We start from the raw sequence: 25,423 nt of genomic DNA, 5'->3' as shown, positions 1-25,423 counted from the left end.
CCTGGTTGTATTTGTCGAAGGTCGGATCGCGAAACGCTATGCCACGCGCGACATCACGCGACGGCAGAAGGCGATGAACGGATGCGGTGCGTGTAGCACGAGCATGCCGTCGTAATGGGCGCGCGATTCCTGCACACGCGGGAACTGCGAAAGAAGGAGGCCGAATTGCATGAGGGATCTCCGTGCGCCGGTTTCGACGCGCTGGTGGAAAGCCAGCAGACACGGAGGCCGCGTACGTCCGGGCGCGGCGGTGGAGGTCTACTCGCTTTCCTCAGTTGATAGAACGGGGAAGCGGCATAAGGGATAACTGTCACTGTCGGGCATGGCGGCTCCTTGTCGGTGTGTAGCGGGGACTGCGTTCGAGCGTCTGAAGCGTTCGCTACGCACGCTCGCTACACACGTTCGCTACGCATGTGTTTATCCACGCGTTCGCGCGCATTGCGTTGAACTGTTTGCGTTGACTGACAACGCACGCGCAAACGCGACCGCAAGCGCAAGGCTCGCGATGCGACGCCGTATCGGCGCGGGAACGCGCGTGAACGCGGCGTTCCTGTCATGCGGATACGACGTTACTTTAGGTGCACGGGAAGAAACTGCGGCGCGCACCGTCTGCCAACTGGCAAGACGGCGGCTAATGAAGAGAGCGCGGACGTCCTGCCGGTCAGGCAGCGAATCTGTTCGAAAGTCGGCTACTGCAGGTGTCCAAGGCACGAGCCCCATCGGTGATGATTTTTGAATTCTAGGGTTCGCCTTCCGCCGAGGTCAACCTGTTTCTTAAGCAGAGCAGAAAAAATGTGCGGCGCGCGACGGTGGGCACTTTGAATGACATGTGGGTCGAGGCCGATTTAGGGGGGAGGTCGAACAGGCGGCACCGATCCGTCCGGCCGATGCCACCACGCCGTGCTCACTGATTGGCGCGCCGTCGCTCGGTCAGCCGGTTATGCACGCTTCTGACGCCGCGAACCGATCGCGCGGCGTTGCCGGCTCGCGCGATTTGCGATTGCCGCGGCACGGTGCCGGTCAGCGTAACGACGCCGTGACGCGCTTCGACACGGATGTTCGCCGAATTGAGGTTCGTGGTGCGCGTGAAAGCGCGGCGGACGTCGCGGACGATTGCGCTGTCGGACCGGTTGTTGTTCCGGTTTGAAGCCGCTGGGACCGACTGGCTTTGCATCGACGCATCGTTCGGCATCTCGCGCGTCTGTGCGTTTGCACAGGTCGCGCAAGTCGCGATGGCCACCGCGAACATTGCACCGAGGATTCTGCTCGCGCCGTTTGTTTTCATTCTTCCTCCTTTGCCGGTTTGTCAGGAACTGCCGTTCGAGCCGCGTGCTGCCAGCGGGGAAGAGGCGGTGCAACGCACTACCGCCTCGCGACGAGTCATCGACCGTCGGCCCCGATTATATTCTGCGGCGCACGCGTCGATACTGATAGGTGAGAAGATTCGGGAGCCGCCGAGGTGAGAATATGCGCACCTGTACGCGCACTTCAAAATTGAAGGTGAGGGAATTCGGGAGTCGCCCGGACGGCGCTACAAATTGCGAATGCTTTCCTGAGAAACTAATATCGCATTCCCAACCTTGCTTCCTTTTCGTCAGGTTCGCCCACGTCGATGCAACGTTTCCGTCGGAGGCGTCATGCGGTCAGACCGTCTGGCCGGAAGCCGGCGAAGGCGGCGCGCACAAGAGACGAAGGCGCTGCTCGAACCCGAGACGGTCGACGAAGACCGTCGCAATCATCTGATCGCGTTAAGCGATGCCGCACAGGCGTTCGTCCCCGAACTCGCGCAATTGGACGATCAGAACGACGACGAATTTTGCGGCCATCTGCCCGTGCAGGTTAGAACGGCGGTCGTCGACGCGATGAAGAACGTCGTCGCGGTGCATGGGCTGAAGAACGTGCCGATCGAATGAATGTGACGCGTGCATCGCGTCAAAGGTGAGGACTTTCGGGAGTCGCGCGCGGGCGGTTCTTTTGCAACTAACCGGCCGGGCCAGGAACGGCACAAACCGCGCGGCAAGAGGCTCGCGGGAATGCGCGCATTTATGCCGGTCAGCCATAGGTGAGGATATTCGGGAGCCGTCGATGCTGTATCGGGCGACGGCCCGTCGTGCGACGCACAAAACGCGCTTCATGCAGTCGCTAATCATGGCATCCGTCGCGGTGACCGTGCGCCGGCTGTGTAACGTAAGTCGTTGAATGTCCAGGCGATCTGCCGCGTAAGCGGCCGGCATCGGCGAAGCGATCCGGCTGCGTTCGATCAAAGGTGAGGGATTTCGGGAGCGGTGTGTGAGCGCCGCAATGCGCTCGCTGAAATGCCTCCTCGAGTCCTCTTTTCACCTCAAAGGTGAGGCTTTTCGGGAGAAACGACGACGGTAGCCGACGCCGATCCGCCACTGCTCCGTGCTTGAGGTGAGGATTTTCGGGAGCGCAAATACCCGACAGCAATAGCCCGTTCAGGCCGATTTCGCGATCTCGCGAATGTCCGCGACCGGCGTCTGCCCGAACGCATCGCTGAGCGCATAGTCGATCAGCTGCGCCGCGCATTGCTCGGGCGTCGACAGTTGGCCGTTGCGCTTCAGCTCGTCGAAGCGCTGGCGCATCGGGAACTGCTCTTCGCCGCTACCGCGAATTTGCGCCTGCATGTCCGTATCGATCACACCCGGCGCGAGGCTGCAGATGCGCAGCGCGCGATTCGCGTCGAGCGCGACGGCGCGCGCGTGATGATCGAGCGCGGCCTTGGTTGCGCAGTAGATGCTCCAGCCCGGATACGCGTTGCGCGCCGCGCCGCTCGAAATATGCACGATGCGGCGGTCGGTTGCGTCGACGGCCGCGGCGGCGAGCGCGCTCGCGAGCATCAGCGGCGTCGCGACGTTCAGGCTCACCGCGTCCGCGACGCTCGCGGCGTCCTGTCCTTCGATGGGACCGACCGGCTGCATCATGCCCGCGTTGTTGATCAGCAGCACCGTCTGCGCGCCGCGCACGAAGTTGCTCAGTGCGTCGGTGGCGATCCATTGCGCGACGCGTGCGGGCTCGGCCAGCGGCAGCTCGATCTCTTCGAGCCGCGCGGCAAAGCGCGCCTTCAGCGCGCCATGCCGCGAGCGCGACAGACCCAGCACCGTGACGTTGCGCGCGAGCAGTTGTTCGGCGAGCGCCGCGCCCAGGCCGCGCGTATGGCCGGTGACGATCGCGCGAATCGGAGAAGAGGAGGTCATGTCGTTCTTGGTGATCGTTGACGTGCAAAGTCGACGATTTTCTCACGCCGTATTCACACCGGGCGAAAGCGCTCGCGATACTGCATCGGCGTCACGCCAAGCCGCTTCGTAAACACGGTGCGCATGCGGTCGGCGGTGCCGAAGCCGCAATCGTAGGCGATCGTCTTCAGCGCCGCGGCGCTGCTTTCGAGCAGCTTGCGTGCGGCATCCACGCGCGCGCGTTCGACGAATTCATGCGGCGTCACGCCGGTTTCGTGCACGAACACGCGCGCGAAGTTACGCGCGCTCATGCCCGCGACGTCGGCGAGCTGCTTGACGGTGAAGCTGTCATGGATACGCGCCATCACGTGCGCCTGCACTTTCGCGGCGGGCGAGGTGTCGTCGGCGGGCGCGGTCAGATAGGGGCTGAATTGCGACTGACCGCCTTGCCGCTGCGCGAACACGACGAGCCGCTTGGCGACCGCGAGCGCGGTATGCGGACCGTGATCCTCGGCCACCAGCGCGAGCGACAGATCGATGCCGGCCGTCACGCCCGCAGAGGTGACCAGCGGCCCGTCGCGCAGATAGATGCGATCGAAGTCGACCCGCGCGCGCGGAAACTGCGCGGCGAGTTGCGCGGCGTGTTGCCAGTGCGTCGTCACGTGGCGCCCATCGAGCAGGCCAGCGTGACCGAGCGCGAAAGCGCCGGTGCAGATCGAGCCGTAGCGGGCGCAACGTGTCGCGACGTTGGCGAGCCAGTCGAGCAGGCGCGCGTCCGGCACTTCGTTGTGCGGTAGCGCGGGGCCGCCGGCGACGAGCGCGAGATCGAACGGTTCGCGCGACTGCTCGAAGGTCGCGTCCGCCACCAGCGTCATCCCGTTCGATGCGCGCAGCGGCGCCGGGTCCGCGGCCAGCAGCTTGACCTCGTAGTGCCGCGTGGGCGCGACGAAGCGGTTTGCTTCGGAGAACACGTCGACGGGACCGGCGACGTCGAGTGCCTGCACTCCTGGGAAGATCGCGATCGCGACGGTGGGCATCGGATGACTTCCTCTGACGGGGAACGTGAAGGGCACGCCGCGGCAGTCAACGCTGTGCGTTTGGCAGTGTTCAACGGCTCGCGGCAATTGTTCGCGGCGCCGCGCTGGCCAATACTGGATCGGTCGGACGCGCGGTCTCACAGGCAGGCGACAGGCATTGACATCACGGCGCGGACCAGCATACCAAAACGCGCTCTGAAGCCGCGGCGCGCGTCCGGTGGATTACTTTCACATTCACGTTCGCATATGAAGGAGTACGCCGCATGACTACGACGATCGCAGGTATCCAGATTCCCGACAGCATGATGGCGCGTGAAGCCACCGAGCTCGTGCGCGACACCGAAACGGAGTTGCTGTATCACCACTCGCGGCGCGTGTTTCTGTTCGGCGCGCTGGCCGGGCAACGCAAGCAGCTGAAGTTCGACCCCGAACTGCTGTACATCGGCGCGATGTTTCACGACATGGGCCTCGTCGCGCCATACAGCAGCGAGCAGGAGCGCTTCGAAGTCGACGGCGCGAATGCCGCGCGTGAATTTCTGCGGCGGCGTCGAATCGGCGAGGACGAGATCGAGCAGGTGTGGACCGCGATCGCGCTGCACACGACACCAGGCATTCCGCAGCATATGAAGCCGGTGATCGCGCTCGTCACGGCGGGTGTCGAAATGGACGTGCTCGGCCTCGCCTATGACGAATTCAGCGAACAGCAACGGGAGGAAGTCACGCATGCGCATCCGCGCGGCGCGCACTTCAAGGAAGGTATCATCGATGCGTTCGCGCACGGCACGATACACAAGCCGCACACGACGTTCGGCAACGTGAAGGCCGACGTGCTCGCGCTGAAAGACCCGCATTATCATCGCGAGAATTTCTGCACGATGATTCTGGGTTCGGCGTGGAAGTCGTGAAGGGCTGCTTGCGGCAGAAATGAGGTAGCGCGATAATGCATCGCTAATGCGATGCATGGAGAGAACGATGAAAAGCGCTACTTTCCCGTCGGTTCGGGTCAAGCCCGAGCTGCGGGCCGCGGCCGAGGACGTGCTGCAGGACGGCGAAAGCCTGTCCAGTTTCGTCGAGCAGGCGATCCGCGACAACATCGCGCGGCGCCTGAATGTGCGTGAATTCGTCGTGCGAGGGCTCGAGTCGCGTGCTGAAGCGAAGCAAAGCGGCGACTACGTATCGGCCGACGACGTGCTCGCCGGTCTCGAAACGCGGCTCCGCGAAGCAAAAACGAAGGCCCGCGCGAAGAAGCACCGATGACGTATCAGGTTCGTTTCACACGCGCAGCGGCGGCGGACCTGCAGAGACTGTACGATTTCATCCTCGAGCGGGACGACGGGGATTTCCCGCTCGCCGAACGCGCGTTGCAAGCCATCCGCGATGGTATCGCCACGCTGCGCACATCGCCGTTCACTTGCCGAAAGGTTCAGCGCGATACGCCGTTTTTGCGCGAGCTGCTGATCCCATTCGGTCGCGCGGGCTACGTCGCGCTGTTCGAGATCGACGACAACCAAACCGTGACCGTGCTGGCGGTGCGCCATCAGCTAGAGGATGATTATCACTGACCGAACTTTCGTCGCCGCGCCATGGTCATCAAAAACCTTCTCCGCAAGCTCGACCTCACCACGCTGCAGCTCTTTCTCGCCGGCTTCGGAGAAGGTACGCTCACGCGTGCCGCCGAGCGCGAGGCGATCGCCGTGTCGGCCGCCAGCAAGCGGCTGGTCGAACTCGAACAGGCGGTCGGCGCGTCGCTATTCCAGCGCAACGCGCGCGGCATGACACTGACGCCGGCCGGCGAAACGCTGTTGCATCACGCGCGCCGGGTGCTGCGCGACATCGAGAGCATCGGCATCGAACTGGCCGGTCATGCTAGCGGCGTGCTCGGCTATGTGCGGATGATGGCGAACCTGTCGGTGATCGTCGAATTTCTGCCTGAAGATCTGCGCGCGTTCCAGTCGCTGCACGAGCGCGTGAAGGTCGATCTCGAGGAGCGGCCGAGCGGCAGCGTCGTCAAAGCCATCGACGAAAGCCTCGCCGATCTCGGCATCTGTTCGGGCGACGCCGATACGCGCGAGCTGCACGTCGAGCACTACCGACGCGATTCGCTCGTGATCGTGATGCGCGACGATCATCCGCTCGCGGCACGCACGAGCATCGCGTTCGCCGAAACGCTCGATGGCGATCACGTCGGCCTGCATTCGGCGAGCTCGATCAACGCGCGCACCCACCTCGCGGCGCGCCAGGCCGGCAAGCCGCTGCGCCTGCGCATCCACGTGCCGGGCTTCGATGCGGTGTGCCGGATGGTGCAGGTTGGCATGGGCGTCGGCGTGCTGCCGCAAAAGGTGTATCAACTGATGGGCCGCCCGCTCGGCCTCGTCGGCATGCCGCTCGACGACGATTGGGCCGAGCGCAGCCTCGTGCTCGTCGCGCGCGACGTCGATGCGTTATCGCCGGTGAGCCGGCTGCTGTTCGATCATCTGCGCACGGTGCATGGTGGTGGTCGGGCGCCTGTCGGACGCAAGCGGCGAGCGGCGCAAGTTCGTGTTCGGGCTGCTGTTGATGTCGGCGCTCGGCTTCTTCGCCGCGGGATTCTTCGACAAGCAGACCACCTTGCTGGTGGTCGCGCTTGCCGTGATGAGCGCGGGCGTGGTCGCGGGCGGTACCGCGTCGATCAACACGCTCGGGCAACTCGGCGGGATCGTGAGCCCGGTGATGGTCGGACGTGTGAAGGATCTGACCGGCAGCACGACGCCGGCGCTGTATGTGATCGGCGCGATGAGCGTGGTGTGCGCGCTGATCGTGCTGTATGGATTGCCGGAGTCGTTGCGCAGTCGTGAAACGAGGCAGTGAAATCGAGGGTGGAGGGCGCGGCCGTTGGCTTGCATCGCGTGAGGTGCCGCGCCGCTGCCCGCTCCCGCATCCGCGTACGATAGGCCTGCCGTATCAAACACTTGGCAGGCCTGTGCGCAGGTTGTCCACAAGCTTGTTCCCAAATTATGTGGACAACTGGACTTCGAGGTCGGCGCGAGTGAAACGGCATCCTTGCGAAGCCCACTCGGCAGTATCACGGACTCCATAGCGACGCTCACTGCCTACGCGTGCACCGCGCGCGGATAGTTCTCATGCTTCAAGCACTTAAGCTCGCTGTGCGAAGGTTGTCCACAGGCTTGCCAACAATTTAGGTGGACAAGTTTTGTTGCCGACGGAGTGGCGAGGAGCGGGATTCGGCATCAGTTGTCCGCATCACGCCTTCAACCCGGAGGCCGAAGCGACCACCTCCTCCTGCAACTGCACCTGCAAAACCGCATCCCGCTTATCGAGCAGATGCTGCCGCAAAATCGCGCTGAGCTTCTTGCCGTCGCGAGCCTCGAGCGCCTTCAGCATTTCATCGTGATCGTGAATCGCGCGGTCCCACTTCGGCGTCTGATAGTTCGAGCGAAAGCGCAGCGCCTGCAGCCGCCGGTTGACCGACACATACGTCTGCCGCAGCGCCGAATTTCTCGCCGCTTCGTTGATCTTGTCGTGGATCGCCTGGTTGCGACTGTAGTAGCCCGGCAGATCGTTCTGCGCGCGGCACGCCAGCATCGCGTAATGCAGCGCCTTGATCTCTGCGAGTTCGGCCGCGGTGATGCGCTCGGCCGCGAGTTCGCCGGAAAACGCTTCGAGGCCGCTCATTAGCTCGAAGGTCTCACGCACCTCCGCTTCCGACATCTTCGATACCGACGCGCCCCGGTTCGGCGAAATCTCGATCAGACCTTCGGCAGCCAGCACCTTCAGCGCCTCGCGCAGCGGCGTGCGCGAAATGCCGAGCGTTTCGCACAACTCCCGCTCGTTCAGTTTCTTGCCGGGCTCCAGCGCTCCCTCGACGATAAAGCGGCGGATGTGCTCCACCACCGTGTCGTGCAGGCGCTGACGCTCGACCTTCGGCATCAGCGGGGCAGCGGTCAGACCCGCGTCGAGATCCGAATTTTGCATACAAAAATCCTCAGCTTCACATGGATTGGATTTTATCGGAACCATATCGATTAGTTAATCCATGCGCACACGCGGGTAAACACGGGCCTTAGAGGCCAATTTTCGTCTTGGGAGCGTCACGGTTCATCTGATATAGTTTTTTGCATGCAAAATTCAATTGGAGGACTCTGATGCTGAAGCTAGATTTTCATCCCGCTGGCCGTCACTTCCTGCAGATTCCGGGGCCGAGTCCGGTGCCGGATCGCATCCTTCGCGCGATGAGCTATCCGACCATCGACCATCGCGGACCCGAATTCGGCGAGCTGGGTCTCAAGGTGCTCGACGGCATCAAGAAGATCTTCAAGACGCAGCAGCCGGTCGTCATCTATCCGGCGTCCGGCACGGGCGCATGGGAAGCCGCATTGTCGAATACGCTGAGCCCCGGCGATCACGTGCTGATGTTCGAGACCGGCCACTTCGCGACGTTGTGGAAAAAAATGGCCGAGCACCTCGGCCTGAAGCCCGAATTCCTGGGGCTGCCAGGCATCGAAGGCTGGCGGCGCGGCGTGCAGCCGCAGATGATCGAAGAGCGTCTGCGCGCCGACACGCAGCATGCGATCAAGGCGGTCTGCGTCGTGCACAACGAAACCTCGACCGGCGTCACGTCCGACATCGCCGCCGTGCGTCGCGCGATCGACGCCGCGGGCCATCCGGCGCTGCTGCTCGTCGACACGATCTCCGGTCTCGCGTGCGCTGATTATCGTCATGACGAATGGGGTGTCGACGTGACCGTGTCGGGCTCGCAAAAGGGCTTGATGCTCCCGCCGGGCATCAGCTTCAACGCGATCTCGCCGAAGGCGATGGCCGCCAGCCAGCACGCGAAGCTGCCGCGCAGCTTCTGGGACTGGGCGGAAATCGTCGAGATGAACAAATCCGGCTACTGGCCGTACACGCCGAACACGAACCTGCTGTACGGGCTGCATGAAGCGATCGAAATGATTCTCGGCGAAGGGCTGGACAACGTGTTCGCGCGCCACGAGCGGCTTGCCGAAGCGACGCGCCGTGCGGTGCGCGCGTGGGGGCTCGAAATCCAGTGCGCCGATCCCGCCGTCTATAGCCCGGTGCTGACGGGCGTGATGATGCCCGACGGTGTCGATGCCGACGCGGTGCGCAAGCTGATCTACGAACGCTTCGACATGTCGCTCGGCACGGGCCTCGGCAAGATGAAAGGCCGCATGTTCCGCATCGGCCATCTTGGCGATTGCAACGATCTGATGCTGCTCGCGACACTGGCTGGCTGCGAAATGGGTCTGCGGCTTGCTGGCGTGCCGCTCAAGGAAAGCGGCATGCCGGCCGCGATGGAGTGGCTGAGCCAGGCACCGAAGACGTCGGGATTGAAGGCCGCGGCCTGATTGTCGGGCGCAGGGAGCGCTTCCCTCATCGAGCCGCGCGCAGAACGCGGCCAGAACAACATGCAATGCGTCCATAGCGGCTCTCGCGGCCGACGGGCGACGATGCAGCGCGCCACTTCAGGCGCGCCGTCGACACATGCCATGGAGAGAGACGATGAAGCGGTTTCGTTTGACCAGTGCGACCAGTATCGTTCTAGTGATGCTCTGCATCATGTACTTCATCACGTACCTCGATCGCGTGAACGTCAGCACCGCGGCGGCGGGTTTCGGCAAGGAATTCAATCTCACGCATACGCAGGTCGGGCTGGTGTTCTCGGCCTTCGCGTATCCGTATCTGCTGTTTCAGGTGATCGGCGGCTGGGTCAGCGATCGCTTCGGCGCGCGACGCACGCTGCTGTTCTGCGGCGCCATCTGGGGTCTCGCGACGGTGCTCACGGGCTTCGCGGGCGGGCTCGCTTCGTTGCTCGCCGCGCGGCTCGTGCTCGGTTTCGGTGAAGGCGCGACGTTCCCGGCCGCAACGTCGGCGATGTCGCGCTGGGTCGCGAAAGAAAAGCGCGGCTTCGCGCAGGGCATCACGCACGCGGCGTCGCGAGTCGGCAACGCGGTCGCGCCGGCGCTCATCGTGATCGTGATGACCAACTGGGGCTGGCGCGAATCGTTCTTTATCTGCGGCGCGCTGAGTCTGGTGTGGGTGGTCACGTGGGCGGTCACGTTCACCGAGCATCCGAAAGATCATCCGCGCATCACGCCCGAGGAACTCGCGGTGCTGCCCACGCCGAAGCCGAAAGTCTCCGGCCTGCCGTGGGGCAAGCTGTTTCGCCGCATGACGCCGGTCACCATCGTCTACTTCTGCTACGGCTGGACGCTGTGGCTGTTCCTGAGCTGGATTCCGCTGTACTTCCTGCATAACCACCATCTGCAATTGAAGAAGTCGGCGATCTTCGCGTCGGTCGTGTTCTTCGCCGGCGTGATCGGCGACACGCTCGGCGGCATCGTCACCGATGCGATCTTCAAGCGCACCGGCAGCCTCAAACGCGCGCGCAGCTGGATGGTGTCGGTGTGCATGCTGTTCTGCCTGCTGTCGCTGATTCCTCTGATGTTCACGCATGACCTGACGCTGTCGATTGCCTGTCTCGCGTCGGGCTTCTTCTTCGCCGAGATGACGATCGGCCCGATGTGGGCGATTCCGATGGATATCGCGCCGGACTTCTCCGGCACCGCGAGCGGCATGATGAACACGGGTTCGGCGCTCGCCGCGATCATCTCGCCGGTGATGGGCGGCTTTCTGATCGACCGCTTTGGCAACTGGGATCTGCCGTTCGTGGGCAGCATGTTGCTGATGGGCATCGGCGTCGTGCTCGCGTTCCGCATGCAGCCCGAGAGCCGCTTCGAAGTTGGCGCGTCTGAGAAGGCGCACGTTTCCACCCGGATGGGCGTGTAAAACATGACTTCATCATTGAGTCAGCTGCTTGCCGATGCGCGTCGCAATCGCACGGTGCTCGATACGTTGCCGCCGGAGCTGCTTCCTTCCGATGCCGACGCGGCCTACGCAATCCAGCACGAAATCTTGAGCGCGTGCGGCGCGCGAATCGGCGGTTGGAAGATCGGCGCGAAATCGGCGAGCGGACCGATTCAAGGCGCGCCATTGCCCGACACCGATCTGCACGCCGACGCCGCGCGTCTGTCGCGCGAAGGCTTCGCGCCGCTCGGGCTCGAACTCGAAGTCGCGTTCCGTTTCGGCCGGCGTTTCGAGCCGTCCACGAAACCGTACCGCGAGGACGAAGTGCTCGCGGGCATCGGCTCGATCGGCGCGACCATCGAGATCGTCGCGAGCCGCTATGCCGCGTGGCCCGCCATCGACAAACTCGCGCAGCTTGCGGACCTGCAAAATCACGGCGCGCTGATCGTCGGTGAATTCACACGGTATCGCGAGGATTTTCCGTTCGTCGCGCCGTCGCTGCGTTTCGCGTTCAACGGAGGCAATGTCGTCGAAACGACGCCCGCGAATCCGGCCGGCGATCCGCGGCGGCTGTTGACGTGGCTCGTCAATCACGCGAGTTCGCGCGGCATTGCGGTGACGCCGGAGATGGTGATCACCGCCGGTTCGTACACCGGCATGTTCTTTCCGCGCGAGGCGGGCACCGTGAGCGGGCATATCGAAGGACTCGCGCCGGTGCATCTGACGCTGTACTAGGTAATTCGAGCTGCGCGGTTCAGGCGCGCTCCTCACAGGCCGACGAAATGACGAATCCCACTGCGGGCTTGCTCGTCAAGCCGATCCATCTGGTCCCCTCCGCCGCGCGCGCAACGAGTCCGCTCGCGCAGCATCTGCGCAAAGCGCTGCGCGGCGACGTGCTGTTCGATCTTGCCAGCCGCGGCCGCTACGCGACCGATGCGTCGATCTATCAGATCACGCCGGTCGGCGTCGTGGTGCCGCGCGATCAGGACGATCTGCGCATCGCGCTCGAGATCGCGCGCAGCGAGAAAGTACCGCTGCTCGCGCGCGGCGCGGGCACGAGCCAGTGTGGGCAGACGGTCGGCGAAGCGCTGGTGGTCGATACGAGCAAGTGGCTCAACAACATCGTCGCGTTCGATGCCGACGCGCGCACCGTGACGGTCGAGCCCGGCGTCGTGCTCGATCATCTGAACGCGTGGCTGAAGCCGCATGGACTGTGGTTCCCGGTCGATGTATCGACGGCTGCCCAGTGCACGATCGGCGGCATGGCCGGCAACAACTCGTGCGGCTCGCGCTCGATCGAGTACGGCAACATGGTGCACAACGTCGACGCGATCGACGCGATTCTCGCCGACGGCAGCGAAGCGCGCTTCGCGTCGCTGCGCGAGCCGCCGCAAGGTGAGCGCTTGGAGCAGATCGTTGCGGGCGTCGCGCGGATCGCGCAGCGCGAGCGTGACGAAATCATCGCGCGCGTGCCGAAGGTGCTGCGCCGCGTCGCGGGCTACAACATCGATCTGTTCGATTGCCAGAATCCGCGCGCCTATACCGATGACGGCAGCGCGAACCTCGCGCATCTGCTGGTCGGCTCGGAAGGCACGCTCGCATTCAGCCGGCAGATCAGGTTGAAGCTCGCGCCGCTGCCCGCGCACAAGGCGCTTGGCGTGGTCAACTTTCCGACCTTCCGGCAGTCGATGGCGCTCACGCAGCACATCGTCGAGCTGAAGCCGGTCGCTGTCGAACTCGTCGATCGCACGATGATCGATCTCGCGTTGAGCAACCCCGCGTTTCGTCCGGTGATCGGGAAGGCGCTGGTCGGCGAGCCGCAGGCGATTCTGCTCGTCGAGTTCGCGGGCGAGGATCGCGACGCGCAGCTCGCATCGCTGAAGCAGCTCACGGAGTTGATGGGCGAGTTGGGCCTGCCCGATGCGGTCGTCGAGATGTCGGACGCAAATGCGCAAAAAGCGCTGTGGGAAGTGCGCAAGGCTGGTCTCAACATCATGATGAGCATGAAGGGCGACGGCAAGCCGGTGTCCTTCATCGAAGATTGCGCGGTGCCGCTCGAACATCTGGCCGACTACACGAGCCGGCTGACCGACGTGTTTCATCGCCACGGCACCGAAGGCACGTGGTACGCGCATGCGAGCGTCGGTACGCTGCACGTGCGGCCGATTCTCGACATGCGCCGCGACGGCGCGACGAAGATGCGCGCGATCGCCGAGGAAGCGGCCGCGCTCGTGCGTGAGTACAAGGGCGCGTATTCCGGCGAGCATGGCGATGGGCTATGCCGTGGCGAATGGGTTGCGTGGCAATACGGGCCGCGGCTCAACCAGGCGTTCAGCGAGATCAAGGCGTTGTTCGATCCGGACAACCGCTTCAATCCCGACAGGATCGTGCGTCCGCCGAAGATGGACGACGCGCGCAATTTCCGCTTTGCGCCGGGCTATCGCGAACAGCGCATCGAAACGGCGCTCGACTGGTCGACGTGGAACGTGAAGCGTGACCCGCTGACGGGAGAAGAAAGCGCGCCCGGCAGCGGCGACGATCTGAGCGGCGGCCTCGCGAAAGCGGTAGAGATGTGCAACAACAACGGCCACTGTCGCAAGTTCGACGCGGGCACGATGTGCCCGAGCTATCGCGTGACGAAGGACGAGCAACATTTGACGCGCGGGCGGGCCAACACGTTGCGGCTCGCGATTTCGGGGCAACTCGGCGAAAGCGGGCTCGCGAGCGATGACGTGAAGGAAACGCTCGACCTGTGCGTATCGTGCAAGGGCTGCAAGCGCGATTGCCCGACCGGCGTCGATATGGCGAAGTTCAAGATCGAGGCGCGGGCGGCGCGTGTCAAGACGCATGGGGTGCGGCTGCGCGACAGGCTCGTCGCGTTCATGCCGCGCTATGCGGGCGCGGCGAGCCGCATGCTGAGGCTGCTGGCGCTCGCGGACAACGTGCCGGTGCTGTCGGCGTGGTTCAAGCGCTCGCTCGGCTTCGCGACCGAGCGGAGTTTGCCGCGGTTCAAGAAGGCGTTTCTGGCCGATGCGGTGTCCGCGAAGCCTGCACGCAACGCTGCGCAGGCGTGCGCGCTGAAAGAAGTCCTGCTGTTCGTCGATACCTTCAACAACCACCTCGAGCCCGACAACGCGCGCGCCGCGCAACAGGTGCTCGAAGCGGCGGGCTACACGGTCCACTTCAATGCACGCCCGGGAGAGCGTCCCGTGTGTTGCGGCCGCACGTTTCTCGCGGCGGGTCTCGTCGACGAAGCGAAAGAGGAAGCGCGGCGCATGCTCGAGCTGTTCAGGCCGTTCGTCGAGCGTGGCGTGCCGGTGGTGGGGTTGGAGCCATCGTGTCTGCTGTCGTTGCGCGATGAATTCCTGCAGTACGGTTTCGGCGAAGAGGCGCAGCGCCTCGCGCAGCACGCGTTTCTATTCGAGGAATTCCTCGTGCGCGAAGAAAAGGCCGGACGATTGCAGCTCGAATTGAAGCCGCTGCCGATGCAGCAGGCACTCGTGCACGGCCACTGCCATCAGAAGGCGTTCGACGCATTCACGCCGGTGCAGACCGTGCTGGAGTGGATTCCCGAATTGAAGGTATCGACGGTCGAATCGTCGTGCTGCGGCATGGCCGGCAGCTTCGGCTATGAAGCGGAGCACTACGCGAGCTCGCAGGCGATGGCCGAGCTGTCGCTGCTACCCGCGGTGCGCAAGCTGGACGCGGCCACGGTGATGGTCGCCGACGGCACTAGCTGCCGGCATCAGATTCACGACGGCGCGGGCGTCGACGCGATCCACGTCGCGCGCGTGCTGGCGATGGCGCTGCGATGACACGGAGCTAACCGCAAAAGCGAAACTCAAACGCGAATCTCAAACACCGATAGCCTGCCGGAACCCACTCGGCGTCACCCCGACAGCCTCGCGAAACCGGTGACTAAAGTGACTCGCGTTTGCATAGCCACACTGCCCGGCGATCTGCGTGAGCGGCAACGTCGTCGTGCGCAGCAGCGTGCGCGCGCGATCGAGCCGCTGCCGCGCGATCCAGGCGGCGGGCGGCAACCCGAACGACTCGCGAAACATCCGCGCAAGATGAAACTCCGACAGCGCCGCGACACCCGACAGCTCCCCAAGCGTCAACGGCTGCGCAAGATGAATGTCGATATAGTCGCGCAGGCGGCGCCGCGTCGCGGCCGACAGCCCGCCTTTCAGCGCCACGTTCGCGCGCCGTACGCCCTGGCCGCGCAATAGCAGGCTCAGCACTTCGTGCGCGGTCTCGTTGGTGCGCAGCAGACCGTCGGGACTTTTCCACTCCTCGTTGACGAGCGACTGACACAGACTCGCAATGCGCGGGTCCTCGAAATAGGTGCGATCGGCGAGCGTCAGTTCGCGCGGTTCGCGGTCGAGCTCCTGCACCGCGCGTCGCGTGAAGTGCTCGGGCAGGAAGTACAGATGCATGAAGTGCATGTGGCCGCGCACCCACCAGCGCGATTCGTGATCGCCGGGCAGTGCGCACAGCCGCGACGGCGCGCCGTAGTGGCCCGGCATTTTCTGGCGCTCGGTGCGATAGCCGCCGTCCAGATAGCACGACAGCGTGTGATGGCCGGGCCGTTCGTAGACGGTCTCGTCCTCCTTCGTGTCGCGAGTCCATAGCGCGATCGCGAGTCCGTCGCCGAGCCACGCGAAGCGGTCCAGATGCGCGTTCGCACTGGCGAGCGTGTGACAGACCGACTGCAGGCCAAAAGGCATGCCGGCGGTGGATATCACGGGGACGGACGGGGTGGGGTTCACGGCGGCGCGCGGAGGTTTTCCGGTGTACGGTGGTGGTTGAGCGGCCAGTATACGGCGCGTCCCGTCAGCCCGCGCATCGGCGCGAAAAAGTGCGCAATTTTGGACAATTGCGGGCGGCGGCGCGGTTCCATAGTCGGGCTTTCTTCCATGCTGCGCGTCATCGCAGTCCGTCATTGCAGTCTGAGGCCCGACCATGAATCTCCTCCTTTATGCCATCACCGTGCTGATCTGGGGCACCACGTGGATCGCGATCAAATGGCAACTCGGCGCGGTGCCGCCACCGGTATCGATTGCATGGCGTTTCTGGATCGCCGCGCTGCTGATGTTCGCACTGGCGCGCATCATGCGCCGCCCGATCTGGCCGCCGCGCGACGCCTGGCGCTACCTCGCCGCGCAGGGTCTCGCGCTGTTCTGCCTGAATTTCCTGTGCTTCTACTACGCCGAACAGCTCGTGCCGAGCGGGCTCGTCGCGGTGGTGTTCTCGACCGCGCCGCTGCTGAACTCGATCAACGGGCGGCTGTTCATGGGCCGGCCTCTGCAGCCGAGCGCGATTGCGGGTGCGTTGCTCGGGCTCGTCGGCATCGTCTGTCTGTTCGTGCAGCAGATGGCCGGGCATCTCGGCGATCACACCGCGTGGCTCGGGCTCGGCGTCGCGTTTCTCGGCACGCTGTGCTTCTCGGCCGGCAACCTGCTGTCGAGCCGCATGCAGTCGATGGGCCTGCATCCGTTCGCGACCAACAGCTGGGCGATGCTGATCGGTGCTGCCGTCCTGACGCTCGGTAGTCTGTTCGCCGGCTATTCGTTCGCGGTGGAACCGTCGGCGCGCTATCTCGGTGCGCTCGCGTATCTCGTGGTGTTCGGCTCGGTGATCGGCTTTACGGCGTACCTGATGCTCGTCGGCCGTATGGGCCCGGAGCGGGCCGCCTATTGCACGGTGCTGTTTCCGATCGTCGCGCTCGCGGCATCGACGCTGTTCGAGGGCTATCGGTGGTCAGCGCTCGCGGTGGTCGGTCTAATGCTCGTGGTGGCCGGCAATCTGGTGGCGTTCGATCTGACGCGGCGGATTTTCGAGCGTCGCCGGGCGGCGCGGACATGATGAGCGTCTCGCTCAAGGTGAGGATTTACAGGAGCAGAAAAAAGCAACTGAATCGCTGATCGGTGAGTCTTTACGGGAACCGGTTTTTACCGGTTTCGCGAAGGAAAGATTGTGTCGGAAACATGATTCGATGCAAATGGAATGAATTGGACGAATCGGCATTCAATAATCATTTTTTCATCAATAAATTTACTATTTTTATATGAGAGGATAAAACGCCAAATCTGATGTGCGCGTCTCGCGCCTCGCAAGGACCGACTGCCGTGAAGCCTTTCTCCCGCCTTGGCTTGGCCGTGGTGTTAATCCACAGCCTGATCTCGCCGAATGTTTCCGCGCAATCTCAATTGAATTACACGACCTCATGGATCGGTAATAGTTTCGGATTCGGCGACGGCAAATGGATGCAGCAGGATATTCAGGCCATTAGCGTCGGCGCCAATGGCACCGTTTATACGAATGCGCCGTGGGACGAAAGTGGCAGTGAAATCGCCGCCTATCGCGCGGGCGACAAGCTCGCGGTGGCCGGTTCGACGCATGGCTGGGGCGCGGCCGGCGGCGACGCGGTGGCCGTCAACCAGACGTACCTCTATGCGGCGATGTCGATCGGCAACGAGAACAATGCGCTGGTCGGCGCCGACTATCCGCCGGCCAATCAGACCTGGTACGGCATCACGCGACGCACGCTTGCGAATCTCGCCACCGGCGCGCCGTTTTCCGGCGGCATCGGCAATAGCGCGAATGCGACGAAGAACAGTTTCGTCGCGGTCGATACGGTGAAGACTGGCACCGACGCGAGCATTCGCGGCCTCGCCGCAACCGACAGCGAGCTCTACGTGGCCGACACGTACGGCAACCGGATCGCCGTGTACGACGCGCAGTCCATGCAGCCGCTGCGTTCGTGGAGCGTCGCGTCGCCGGCCCGCATCGCGATCGACACCGACGCGACGCTGTGGATCATCAGCGGCTTCGGCACAGGCAATCTGAGCATCCTGCACTACCGCGCCGACGGCACCGCGCTCGCCGGTCTATTGACGCTGCCCGCCGGCACCGTGCCGAGCGACCTCACAGTGACGCCATCCGGCCAACTGCTGGTCGCCGACAACGGCGTTTCGCAGCAGATCCTCGTGTTCAACAAGGGCGCTGGCGGCCAGATGCAGGCGGGCACGTCGATCGGCACGCGCAACGGCATTTTCCACCCGGTGCGCGGCGTGCCCGGCGATACGCGTTTCAACGGCATCACCGGCATCGGCGTCGACGCGGCCGGCAATCTGTACGTCGCGCAAAACGGCGAGGGACCGCGCGCGCTCGGCTCGGCATCCGTAGGGCAGGGCGCAGTGCTGGAGAGCTACGTGTACGGCACGCGCGTGCTCAACTGGCGGCTCTACGGTCTGAGCTTCGTCGATAGCGGCGCGTTCGACCCGGCCACGCCCGCTTCCATCTACACGGGCTCGAAGCGCTTCACGCTCGATTACAGGCAGCCGGTCGGCCACGAATGGTCATATGCGGCGTTCACGCTCGATCGCTTCGATTACCCCGACGATCCCGCCTTTCACGAGCCGCGCGGCGTGCGTGGCGAACCGATGGTGCGCAGATTCGATGGCCAGCGCTTTCTCTATACGCTCGATCCGGGCGCGCACTATCTGAACGTCTATCGCTTCGATGCCGCGCATGGCGAGATCGCGATACCGTCGGGGATGCTCGCGCAGAATCCGCTGCCCGGCGCATGGCCCGCCGCGCAACCGACGTACGGCGAATGGCTGTGGCGCGACAGCAATGGCAATGGCGCCGTCGACGCGAGCGAGATCAGCGGCAATCCGTCGACCGGCAGCACGGTCGGCGACGGCTTCTGGTGGGTCGACGAACCCGGCAACGTGTGGCTTGCCACGCCATTGAGCGGCTTGCGCGAGATGCCGCTGCAAGGTCTCGACTCCGCCGGCAATCCGATCTACACGTACGCGAGTGCGAAGATGTTCGCGATGCCCGCGCCATTCACGCGGCTCGCGCGGCTCGTCTACGTCGCAGCGACCGACACGATGTATCTGTCCGGTTTCACGAGTGCGATTCCGTGGGACCCGACGCACTGGAAGGAAGCGGGTCCGGTGCTGGCCCGCTACGACAACTGGAGCAGCGGCAACCCGACGCTGACATACACGGTCTCGTTGCCGTGGAACACGCAAAGCGATCCGCAGACCACCACGGTCGGCGTCGCGGTGGCGGGCAACTATATCTTCGTTGCCGAGCTGTACACCGATCGCATCGACGTCTACGACGCGCGCAACGGCACGGCGGTCGGTTACATGACGCCGGGCGCGAGCGTCGGCGGCACGAGCGGCTGGGTCGACGTGTATCTCGGCATCAGCGCGGTGCAGCGCGATAACGGCGAGTACGTGGTGCTGGTCGAAGACGACGCGCGCGCGAAGCTGCTGATGTATCGCTGGACGCCTTGACGTGGATCGCTGTCGCGCCGAACACGAATAGACGGCGGCGCACGATCGGTATATAACAACTTTACCGATGCACTCAATGGAGCGATGTTCGATCATGACGCAAGACGTTTCTCCCAAGCCGCCCTCCGACGATCGTCCCGAGATCGAGCAGCTCGACGCGGCGCTCAGTCACGTCGATCAGCAGGTGTCGTCAGGCGGCATTGCATCGGGCGCCGCGAAAGGCATTGTGTACAGTCTGATCGAAACGCTCGGCGCGCTGGTCGGCGATCCCGATCTGCCGGAGCACGCACGTTCGGGTTATGAGGGACTGCTGGAGGCCGCGCGCGAGTTGCGCGCGAAGTTGGAGCGCTGAGTGGACCGCTGAACGCGCGGGTCCGCGCCGGCGCAGCCATCGTGCCGTCTGTTATACAAAAGCGCACTGTGTAACTCACCGTGCGCTTTTTTTCATGCTCTCTGAGGCTCACGCCCCGAGCGCCACCTCTTCACCGCTCGTCTGCGCCAGCAACTGGTGAATCTGCGCGACCACGGCCGCGCCTTCGCCGACCGCCGCGGCCACGCGTTTCGTCGACCCGGCACGCGCATCGCCGATCGCATAGACTCCTTCGACCGTGGTCCCGAGGTCGCACGCGGTGGCCGAGCCATCCGCGCTGATGCCGGTCAGCACGAAGCCTTTCGCGTCGAGCTGCACGCCGCAGGTACGCAGCCATTCGGTGTTCGGGTCCGCGCCGGTGAACAGAAACAGATGCCGGGTGTCGAAGTGATCGACGCCGCCGGGCAGCGGCCGCTTCAGCGCGACCGACACGAGCCCGTCCTCATCGCCTTCGAGCCGGCCGACTTCCGAATTCGGATGCACGAACACGTTCGGCAGCGAGCGGATGCGGTCGATCAGATAGCGCGACATGGTCGCCTCGAAACCGCTGCGGCGGATCAGTACGTGAACCTTGGCCGCGTGCGTCGCCAGATAGACGATCGCCTGGCCGGCCGAATTGCCGCCGCCAACCAGCACGACCTCCTGGCGCTTGCACAGCTTCGCCTCGACCGGCGACGCCCAGTAGTAGACGCCGCGTCCGTCGAAGCGCTCGAGCCCGTCGAGCGCCGGGCGCCGGTACACGGCGCCGCTCGCGATCACGATCGCCTGCGCGCTGATGTGGCCGCCGCATTTCAGCTCGAGCCGATACGGCGACTGCCCGCAATGCAGCGCTTTCACGTTGACTGGGATCGCCACGTGCGCGCCGAACTTCTGCGCCTGCACGAACGCGCGGCCGGCGAGCGCCTGGCCCGAGATGCCGGTCGGAAAGCCGAGGTAGTTTTCGATGCGCGAGCTCGCGCCCGCCTGGCCGCCCGGCGCGCGGCTGTCGAGCACGATCACCGAAAGCCCTTCGGAGGCCGCGTACACCGCGGCGGCAAGTCCCGCCGGCCCCGCGCCGACGATCGCGACGTCGTACACGTACGTGTCGTCGAGATCGGGCAGCATACCTAAGCGAGTGGCAAGCTCGGGCATGCTCGGATGACGCAGCACCGAGCCGTCCGGGCAGATCACGAGCGGCAGGTCCTCGCGCTGCGCGGCGAACTGCTCGATCAGACGCAGCGCGTCTTCGTCGCGTTCGTCGAGTACCGAATGAGGATGGCCGTTGCGCGACAGGAAGCCTTGCAGCATCACGAGCCGCGCGTCGCTGCTATCGCCGACGAGGATCGGCCCGCCCGCGCCCTTTTCGATCAGCGACACGCGCCGCAGAATCAGCGCGCGCATGATGCGCTCGCCGAGTTCCGCTTCGGCGACGAGCAGCGCGCGCAGGCGGTCGGGCGGAATCAGCAGCGCTTCGACGGCGCCGATCGCGAGGCCGTTCACGAGCGCGGGCTTGCCCGACAGTTGCCCGACCTCGGCCAGAAAATGTCCGGCGCCATGCTCGCCGATCAAGACTTCGCGGCCGATGCCGTCACGCTGATAGACCTTCACGCGTCCTTCGAGCAGCACGAACATGCCGGGCCCGGTGCGCCCGGTCTCGAACAGCAGTTCGCCGGACTTCCAGTGACCGATCTCGCCGAAGCGGCGCAGCCGGTCGATCTCCGCGCAGCTGAGCGCGGGAAACATCTGGTGCATGCGCGTCGATAGCGACGAAAACGGCGCGTCGGCGACGACCCCCTGCTGTCCTTCCACCTCTTGAGTCGAAACGTCCTGAGTCGAAAGCATTGAACCGCTCCTTCGATATTCATTGCACGATTGAACGCGAGGCAACGCGATGCGCGCTCGTACGCCGGGACGAGCCGTGCCGCGCGCGTCAGGCGGACGATGCCGCCGCTGATTACGGCTAAACGGCTTTGGGCGCGATGTCGTCGACCGCGACTTCCGGCGGCGGCATCGCGGGCAACGAGTCGACCGGCTTGCCCGAATCGCGCCAGGCTTCCATGCCGCCGCGCAGCGGCAGCACGTCGGAGAAGCCGGCTTCGTTGAGCTGCTTGGCCATCCATGCCGCGGAAATCTCGTTCGGGCAGGAGCAGTAGATCACGAGCTTCTGATCGTGCGCGTAGGTGGCGACGATGTCGTCGAGTTGCCGTTCATCGGCGAATTGCGCGCCGGGGATCACGAACGGATCGAGCTTGCGCTTCTCCTCCGAACGGATGTCGAACACGACCGGCGCCCGGTCAGCCGCGAACAGCTTCTCGAGTTCGTCGACCTCGATGCGCGCGGACGCGAGCTTCGCGATCAACTGACGGCGCCGGATCCACCGGTACACCGCGTACAGCACCAGCAACGCGACGACGACGAGCGCCGCCGTGCGCCCGAGCCGCCCGGCAATCGCGAACAGCATGTCGATCTGCCGCGCGAACAGCGCGCCGATGATCAGCCCGGTGCCGGACCACAGCGCGGCGCCGACGCCGTCATAGGTGAGGAAGATGCGGTAGCGCGTGCCCATCGCGCCGGCCATCGGGATCGACACGATCGACAGCCCCGGCACGAACTTCGCGACCGCGAGCACGCGCACGCCCCAGCGGCCGAAGAAGCGCTCGGTCTTTTTCACGCAGGTGTCACGCGACAGCGACAGCCGGCAGATCGTCTTCAGCGTATTGCCGCCGTAGATGCGGCCCGCGACGTACCACGCGCTGTCGCCGATCAGCGTCGCGAAGATCGACAGCACGAGGACCGGCAGCAGTTGCGTGCCGACCGAGCCGGGGTGCATCGCGGCCATCGCTCCGAACAGCACGAGCGACGGCATGGCCGGCACCGGCAGCCCGAGCGCGGCAGCCAGCACATTGAGGAAGACGAGCGCCGGTCCATATTGCGCGACGAGGTCATGTAGCATCGGTTTAACATCCGCGGCCCTTGCGGGCGCAGCGCGGTAAGGAATGCAAAGGGGAATGCAAGGATTATGGACGTATTTTCGAGACGTGCAACCGGCCCGGAAATTGGCCCGTCTTCTGGCTGCGATCAGGTCGCCCTATGTGGCCGCATGCCTCGATACACAAGCGTGGCAACCGCTTGTGACAAGTTGCTGAAGGCCGGGTAAGCGCGCTCGACGAGACGCGAAGACGCTTGCAAAAACCCGTAGGAAAGCGGGGATTGGCGGCGTGAACGGAACAAACGGAAGCACGGCGACGCGCGCCCAATGCGAATAATCCCGCGCTGACGCGTCGAAGCGCGACGCAACCGGCGCGAGAGGCTGACGAGTCGCGCGACGGTCACACCCGCCGCGCGCCTGTTTCACTGACGATGATTGTGCTGCTCGCCCGGCAACTCGGCGCCATGCGCGCGGATCGCGGCGATCAGCTCCGCGGGCGTGATTTCGTAGCGCACTTCGCGATGTATGCCCGGCTTGCGCTCATCGACCTCGATCAGCAGGATGCCTTTGCCGTCTTCGGTCGATTCGAGGCGCAGCGAGCGAAGTTCGCGCGCCGTTGCGTCGTCGTATTCGGTGAGCAGGGCCATTGACCCGGAGGACCCGGTGATGCGCATCGAAGTTGTCCTTGTTGCGTTGGTGATGGAACCATTGTACGGGGCGGACGGCGTGCCGTCTGCCGCGTCGTCGTGCCGTGTCGCGTCTGCCTCTGTCTCGCCGGGGTTTTAGTCGGGTGTGACGCTGCCGCTAGCGGATTCGCGGTTGCGGAGCGAGCAACCAGTTTAACGCGACTCCTCGTCGCGACGGACGCATTTTTCATGCCCCACGGTGGCGCGACGTGCGTTCGGGTTTTGTCATGCGGGTGACGCGGGGGCGGGCTAGGAGGCGTTGGGCGCGCGCAAAAAAATAGCCCGTCCGGACAGGGACGGGCCGTTAAACGCCGTTGTTACTCGGGTCAGCCTGCCCTTGCAACATTGGGCGCTGACGACTCCATCCTCGTGCTTCGTTGGCCGGCTGTCGAGGTGGGAGTAATGCGGATCTATCAGATCAAAGTACTGTTTTCCGGTGCGGCGTTCACACGAGGCCGGTCGCGTAATACACCGCGATCACGAAGAACACCGCGAGCGTCTTGATCACGGTGACCGCGAAGATGTCGCGATACGACTGCCGGTGCGTGAGACCCGTCACGGCGAGCAGCGTAATCACCGCGCCGTTGTGCGGTAGCGTATCCATGCCGCCGCTCGCCATCGCGACCACGCGATGCAGTACTTCGAGCGGAATATGCGCGGCTTCCGCACCCTTGATGAACGTATCCGACATCGCGGCGAGCGCAATGCTCATACCGCCCGATGCCGAACCCGTGATGCCCGCCAGCGTGCTGACCGACACCGCGGCGTTGACGAGCGGATTCGGAATGCTTTTCAGCGCGTTGCTGACGACGAGAAAGCCCGGCAGCGCCGCGATCACACCGCCGAAGCCATATTCCGACGCGGTGTTGAGCGACGCCAGCAGCGCGCCCGCCACTGCCGCCTTGGTGCCCACCGCGAAGCGCTGGCTGACGCGACTGAACGCCGTCACGACAACCATCACGATGCCAAGCAGCAGCGCGCCCAGCACGGCCCAAATCCCCACGAGAGCCTTGACGCTCGTTTCGACCGGTGCATGCAGCCCCGGCAGGATGTCCGGGGTGACCGTGAAGGACGGACCGTACCAGGTCGGAATCCAGCGCGTCAGCAGGAAGTTCGCGACGCCGACCATGACGAGCGGCGCGACCGCCAGCAGCGGATGCGGCAACTGCTTCGACTCGACGCGCTCCGGCTCGTTGACGAGGTCGGTGCCGTAACCCTCGCCGGTCGCCATCGCGGCGCGGCGGCGCCATTCCAGATACGACAGACCGACCACGATGATGAACAGCGAGCCGAACACGCCGAGCGTCGGCGCGGCCCACGAGGTGGTCTTGAAGAACGTCGTCGGGATGATGTTCTGGATCTGCGGCGTGCCGGGCAGCGAGTCCATCGTGAACGAGAACGCGCCGAGCGCGATCGCGCCGGGCATCAGTCGCTTCGGAATGTTGCTCTGGCGATACAGCTCGGCCGCGAACGGATAGACCGCGAACACGACGACGAACAGCGACACGCCGCCGTAGGTGAGCAGCGCGCACACCGCGACGATCACCGCGTTAGCGCGCGAGCGGCCGATATAGCGGATCGCGGCCGCGACGATGGACTCCGAGAAGCCCGACAGCTCGATCACCTTGCCGAATACGGCGCCGAGCAGAAACACCGGGAAGTACAGCTTCACGAAGCCGACCATCTTGTCCATGAAGATGCTCGTGAAGACCGGCGCGACGGCGGCGGGCTCGGTGAGCAGGACGGCGGCGAGCGCCGCGATCGGTGCGAACAGGATCACGCTGTAGCCGCGATACGCAGCGAACATCAGAAACGCCAGCGCGGCGATAACGATGAGAAAGGTCATTGAGTCTCCATAGCCCGGTTGTTCTACATGTTTGCCGTCCCGATCGAGCGACGGCGCGGCGCGCTCGGAACGCAGGTTCCATGCCATGGCTGCCGTTTTGCTGCTGGCCCGTCGTGGCGCATGGCGCGGCCGCGCAGCGGCGGGCCGAGGCATCGTTGGCGGATTGTACTCAAGCGTCTCCGAAACGGGACTTCCATCCGCTGAAGAACACCTGAAACCAGGGTAAGTCATGATGCATAAGGCCT

21 protein-coding genes and 2 pseudogenes are annotated in these 25,423 nt (G+C 64.4%); 13 read left to right on the top strand and 10 right to left on the bottom strand.

Features of this window, described 5'->3' with window-relative positions:
• Nucleotides 1–36: 36 nt before the first annotated feature.
• Together OKW26_RS03625 and OKW26_RS03620 are read right to left on the bottom strand one after the other, a co-directional pair.
• Entirely contained in the window at nucleotides 37–171 is a 135-nt protein-coding gene (locus OKW26_RS03625; RefSeq protein WP_018424053.1) for a hypothetical protein, read from the bottom strand.
• 733 nt (nucleotides 172–904) lie between these two features.
• Nucleotides 905–1,285: a BON domain-containing protein gene (locus OKW26_RS03620; protein ID WP_429352704.1), complete on the bottom strand. Its 381-nt coding sequence runs from the start codon at nucleotides 1,283–1,285 to the stop codon at nucleotides 905–907.
• Between the two features lie 352 nt (nucleotides 1,286–1,637).
• Between OKW26_RS03620 and OKW26_RS03615 the strand changes: the two genes are divergently transcribed.
• A complete protein-coding gene (locus OKW26_RS03615; RefSeq protein WP_429352703.1) occupies nucleotides 1,638–1,913 on the top strand; it encodes a hypothetical protein in 276 nt (91 codons plus the stop codon).
• A 543-nt stretch (nucleotides 1,914–2,456) separates the two neighbouring features.
• Here OKW26_RS03615 and OKW26_RS03610 read toward each other — a convergent pair.
• A complete protein-coding gene (locus OKW26_RS03610; RefSeq protein ID WP_429352702.1) occupies nucleotides 2,457–3,215 on the bottom strand; it encodes an SDR family oxidoreductase in 759 nt (252 codons plus the stop codon).
• Nucleotides 3,216–3,268: 53 nt separating this feature from the next.
• Entirely contained in the window at nucleotides 3,269–4,231 is a 963-nt protein-coding gene (locus OKW26_RS03605; protein WP_429352701.1) for a GlxA family transcriptional regulator, read from the bottom strand.
• Between the two features lie 263 nt (nucleotides 4,232–4,494).
• Between OKW26_RS03605 and OKW26_RS03600 the strand changes: the two genes are divergently transcribed.
• The 5 genes and pseudogenes from OKW26_RS03600 to OKW26_RS03580 all read left to right on the top strand — a co-directional run.
• Nucleotides 4,495–5,136 (top strand): HD domain-containing protein, encoded by a 642-nt coding sequence (locus OKW26_RS03600; protein WP_429352700.1) that lies wholly within the window; start codon nucleotides 4,495–4,497, stop codon nucleotides 5,134–5,136.
• A gap of 67 nt (nucleotides 5,137–5,203) precedes the next feature.
• A complete protein-coding gene (locus OKW26_RS03595) occupies nucleotides 5,204–5,488 on the top strand; it encodes a YlcI/YnfO family protein (protein WP_090808191.1) in 285 nt (94 codons plus the stop codon).
• Nucleotides 5,485–5,793, top strand: coding sequence for a type II toxin-antitoxin system RelE/ParE family toxin (locus OKW26_RS03590; RefSeq protein WP_184057637.1), 309 nt, complete (start codon nucleotides 5,485–5,487; stop codon nucleotides 5,791–5,793). The genes OKW26_RS03595 and OKW26_RS03590 overlap by 4 nt, the downstream gene beginning before the upstream one ends.
• A gap of 21 nt (nucleotides 5,794–5,814) precedes the next feature.
• A pseudogene (locus OKW26_RS03585) lies at nucleotides 5,815–6,735 on the top strand (LysR family transcriptional regulator); the annotation flags it as partial.
• A pseudogene (locus OKW26_RS03580) lies at nucleotides 6,710–7,078 on the top strand (MFS transporter); the annotation flags it as partial. The pseudogenes OKW26_RS03585 and OKW26_RS03580, both read left to right, overlap by 26 nt.
• A 393-nt stretch (nucleotides 7,079–7,471) precedes the next feature.
• Here OKW26_RS03580 and OKW26_RS03575 read toward each other — a convergent pair.
• Complete coding sequence (locus tag OKW26_RS03575) at nucleotides 7,472–8,203, bottom strand: GntR family transcriptional regulator (RefSeq protein WP_429352699.1); 732 nt, start codon at nucleotides 8,201–8,203, stop codon at nucleotides 7,472–7,474.
• A gap of 170 nt (nucleotides 8,204–8,373) precedes the next feature.
• On the opposite strand from OKW26_RS03575, the gene OKW26_RS03570 reads away from it, so the two are divergent.
• From OKW26_RS03570 to OKW26_RS03555, 4 genes are all read left to right on the top strand, one after another.
• Complete coding sequence (locus OKW26_RS03570) at nucleotides 8,374–9,594, top strand: pyridoxal-phosphate-dependent aminotransferase family protein (RefSeq protein ID WP_429352698.1); 1,221 nt, start codon at nucleotides 8,374–8,376, stop codon at nucleotides 9,592–9,594.
• A 154-nt stretch (nucleotides 9,595–9,748) separates the two neighbouring features.
• Nucleotides 9,749–11,035: an MFS transporter gene (locus OKW26_RS03565; RefSeq protein ID WP_429352697.1), complete on the top strand. Its 1,287-nt coding sequence runs from the start codon at nucleotides 9,749–9,751 to the stop codon at nucleotides 11,033–11,035.
• Nucleotides 11,036–11,038: 3 nt separating this feature from the next.
• A complete protein-coding gene (locus OKW26_RS03560; protein ID WP_429352696.1) occupies nucleotides 11,039–11,788 on the top strand; it encodes a 2-keto-4-pentenoate hydratase in 750 nt (249 codons plus the stop codon).
• Nucleotides 11,789–11,835: 47 nt separating this feature from the next.
• Nucleotides 11,836–14,868, top strand: coding sequence for an FAD-binding and (Fe-S)-binding domain-containing protein (locus tag OKW26_RS03555; RefSeq protein WP_429352695.1), 3,033 nt, complete (start codon nucleotides 11,836–11,838; stop codon nucleotides 14,866–14,868).
• Between the two features lie 39 nt (nucleotides 14,869–14,907).
• Here OKW26_RS03555 and OKW26_RS03550 read toward each other — a convergent pair whose 3' ends face one another.
• Complete coding sequence (locus OKW26_RS03550; RefSeq protein ID WP_429354167.1) at nucleotides 14,908–15,783, bottom strand: helix-turn-helix domain-containing protein; 876 nt, start codon at nucleotides 15,781–15,783, stop codon at nucleotides 14,908–14,910.
• 235 nt (nucleotides 15,784–16,018) lie between these two features.
• Here OKW26_RS03550 and OKW26_RS03545 point away from each other — a divergent pair, with 235 nt between their 5' ends.
• From OKW26_RS03545 to OKW26_RS03535, 3 genes are all read left to right on the top strand, one after another.
• Nucleotides 16,019–16,921 (top strand): DMT family transporter, encoded by a 903-nt coding sequence (locus OKW26_RS03545; protein ID WP_184037909.1) that lies wholly within the window; start codon nucleotides 16,019–16,021, stop codon nucleotides 16,919–16,921.
• A 263-nt stretch (nucleotides 16,922–17,184) separates the two neighbouring features.
• On the top strand, nucleotides 17,185–19,368 hold the full coding sequence (locus tag OKW26_RS03540) for a hypothetical protein (RefSeq protein WP_429352694.1): 2,184 nt from the start codon (nucleotides 17,185–17,187) through the stop codon (nucleotides 19,366–19,368).
• Nucleotides 19,369–19,462: 94 nt separating this feature from the next.
• A complete protein-coding gene (locus OKW26_RS03535; RefSeq protein ID WP_184057620.1) occupies nucleotides 19,463–19,720 on the top strand; it encodes a hypothetical protein in 258 nt (85 codons plus the stop codon).
• Nucleotides 19,721–19,828: 108 nt separating this feature from the next.
• Here the strand turns inward: OKW26_RS03535 and OKW26_RS03530 are convergent, their stop codons facing one another.
• The 4 genes from OKW26_RS03530 to OKW26_RS03515 form a co-directional block, all read right to left on the bottom strand.
• Nucleotides 19,829–21,559 (bottom strand): FAD-dependent oxidoreductase, encoded by a 1,731-nt coding sequence (locus OKW26_RS03530; protein WP_429352693.1) that lies wholly within the window; start codon nucleotides 21,557–21,559, stop codon nucleotides 19,829–19,831.
• A 118-nt stretch (nucleotides 21,560–21,677) separates the two neighbouring features.
• Complete coding sequence (locus OKW26_RS03525) at nucleotides 21,678–22,670, bottom strand: DedA family protein/thiosulfate sulfurtransferase GlpE (RefSeq protein ID WP_429352692.1); 993 nt, start codon at nucleotides 22,668–22,670, stop codon at nucleotides 21,678–21,680.
• A gap of 398 nt (nucleotides 22,671–23,068) precedes the next feature.
• A complete protein-coding gene (locus OKW26_RS03520) occupies nucleotides 23,069–23,320 on the bottom strand; it encodes a hypothetical protein (protein ID WP_008921056.1) in 252 nt (83 codons plus the stop codon).
• 457 nt (nucleotides 23,321–23,777) lie between these two features.
• A complete protein-coding gene (locus tag OKW26_RS03515; RefSeq protein ID WP_429352691.1) occupies nucleotides 23,778–25,178 on the bottom strand; it encodes a GntP family permease in 1,401 nt (466 codons plus the stop codon).
• Nucleotides 25,179–25,423 lie beyond the last annotated feature (245 nt).

The sequence above is a fragment of the Paraburkholderia sp. 32 genome (assembly GCF_050435345.1).
GTDB classification, from domain to species: Bacteria; Pseudomonadota; Gammaproteobacteria; order Burkholderiales; family Burkholderiaceae; genus Paraburkholderia; species Paraburkholderia tuberum.
This window is presented reverse-complemented; position numbering and strand designations above follow the sequence as displayed.

Bases quoted from the DNA above. Each gene is read 5' to 3' on its own strand.
- OKW26_RS03625 (WP_018424053.1), bottom strand. From the start codon at position 171: ATGCAATTCGGCCTCCTTCTTTCGCAGTTCCCGCGTGTGCAGGAATCG.
- OKW26_RS03620 (WP_429352704.1), bottom strand. From the start codon at position 1,285: ATGAAAACAAACGGCGCGAGCAGAATCCTCGGTGCAATGTTCGCGGTG.
- OKW26_RS03615 (WP_429352703.1), top strand. From the start codon at position 1,638: ATGCGGTCAGACCGTCTGGCCGGAAGCCGGCGAAGGCGGCGCGCACAA.
- OKW26_RS03610 (WP_429352702.1), bottom strand. From the start codon at position 3,215: ATGACCTCCTCTTCTCCGATTCGCGCGATCGTCACCGGCCATACGCGC.
- OKW26_RS03605 (WP_429352701.1), bottom strand. From the start codon at position 4,231: ATGCCCACCGTCGCGATCGCGATCTTCCCAGGAGTGCAGGCACTCGAC.
- OKW26_RS03600 (WP_429352700.1), top strand. From the start codon at position 4,495: ATGACTACGACGATCGCAGGTATCCAGATTCCCGACAGCATGATGGCG.
- OKW26_RS03595 (WP_090808191.1), top strand. From the start codon at position 5,204: ATGAAAAGCGCTACTTTCCCGTCGGTTCGGGTCAAGCCCGAGCTGCGG.
- OKW26_RS03590 (WP_184057637.1), top strand. From the start codon at position 5,485: ATGACGTATCAGGTTCGTTTCACACGCGCAGCGGCGGCGGACCTGCAG.
- OKW26_RS03575 (WP_429352699.1), bottom strand. From the start codon at position 8,203: ATGCAAAATTCGGATCTCGACGCGGGTCTGACCGCTGCCCCGCTGATG.
- OKW26_RS03570 (WP_429352698.1), top strand. From the start codon at position 8,374: ATGCTGAAGCTAGATTTTCATCCCGCTGGCCGTCACTTCCTGCAGATT.
- OKW26_RS03565 (WP_429352697.1), top strand. From the start codon at position 9,749: ATGAAGCGGTTTCGTTTGACCAGTGCGACCAGTATCGTTCTAGTGATG.
- OKW26_RS03560 (WP_429352696.1), top strand. From the start codon at position 11,039: ATGACTTCATCATTGAGTCAGCTGCTTGCCGATGCGCGTCGCAATCGC.
- OKW26_RS03555 (WP_429352695.1), top strand. From the start codon at position 11,836: ATGACGAATCCCACTGCGGGCTTGCTCGTCAAGCCGATCCATCTGGTC.
- OKW26_RS03550 (WP_429354167.1), bottom strand. From the start codon at position 15,783: ATGCCTTTTGGCCTGCAGTCGGTCTGTCACACGCTCGCCAGTGCGAAC.
- OKW26_RS03545 (WP_184037909.1), top strand. From the start codon at position 16,019: ATGAATCTCCTCCTTTATGCCATCACCGTGCTGATCTGGGGCACCACG.
- OKW26_RS03535 (WP_184057620.1), top strand. From the start codon at position 19,463: ATGACGCAAGACGTTTCTCCCAAGCCGCCCTCCGACGATCGTCCCGAG.
- OKW26_RS03530 (WP_429352693.1), bottom strand. From the start codon at position 21,559: ATGCTTTCGACTCAGGACGTTTCGACTCAAGAGGTGGAAGGACAGCAG.
- OKW26_RS03525 (WP_429352692.1), bottom strand. From the start codon at position 22,670: ATGCTACATGACCTCGTCGCGCAATATGGACCGGCGCTCGTCTTCCTC.
- OKW26_RS03520 (WP_008921056.1), bottom strand. From the start codon at position 23,320: ATGCGCATCACCGGGTCCTCCGGGTCAATGGCCCTGCTCACCGAATAC.
- OKW26_RS03515 (WP_429352691.1), bottom strand. From the start codon at position 25,178: ATGACCTTTCTCATCGTTATCGCCGCGCTGGCGTTTCTGATGTTCGCT.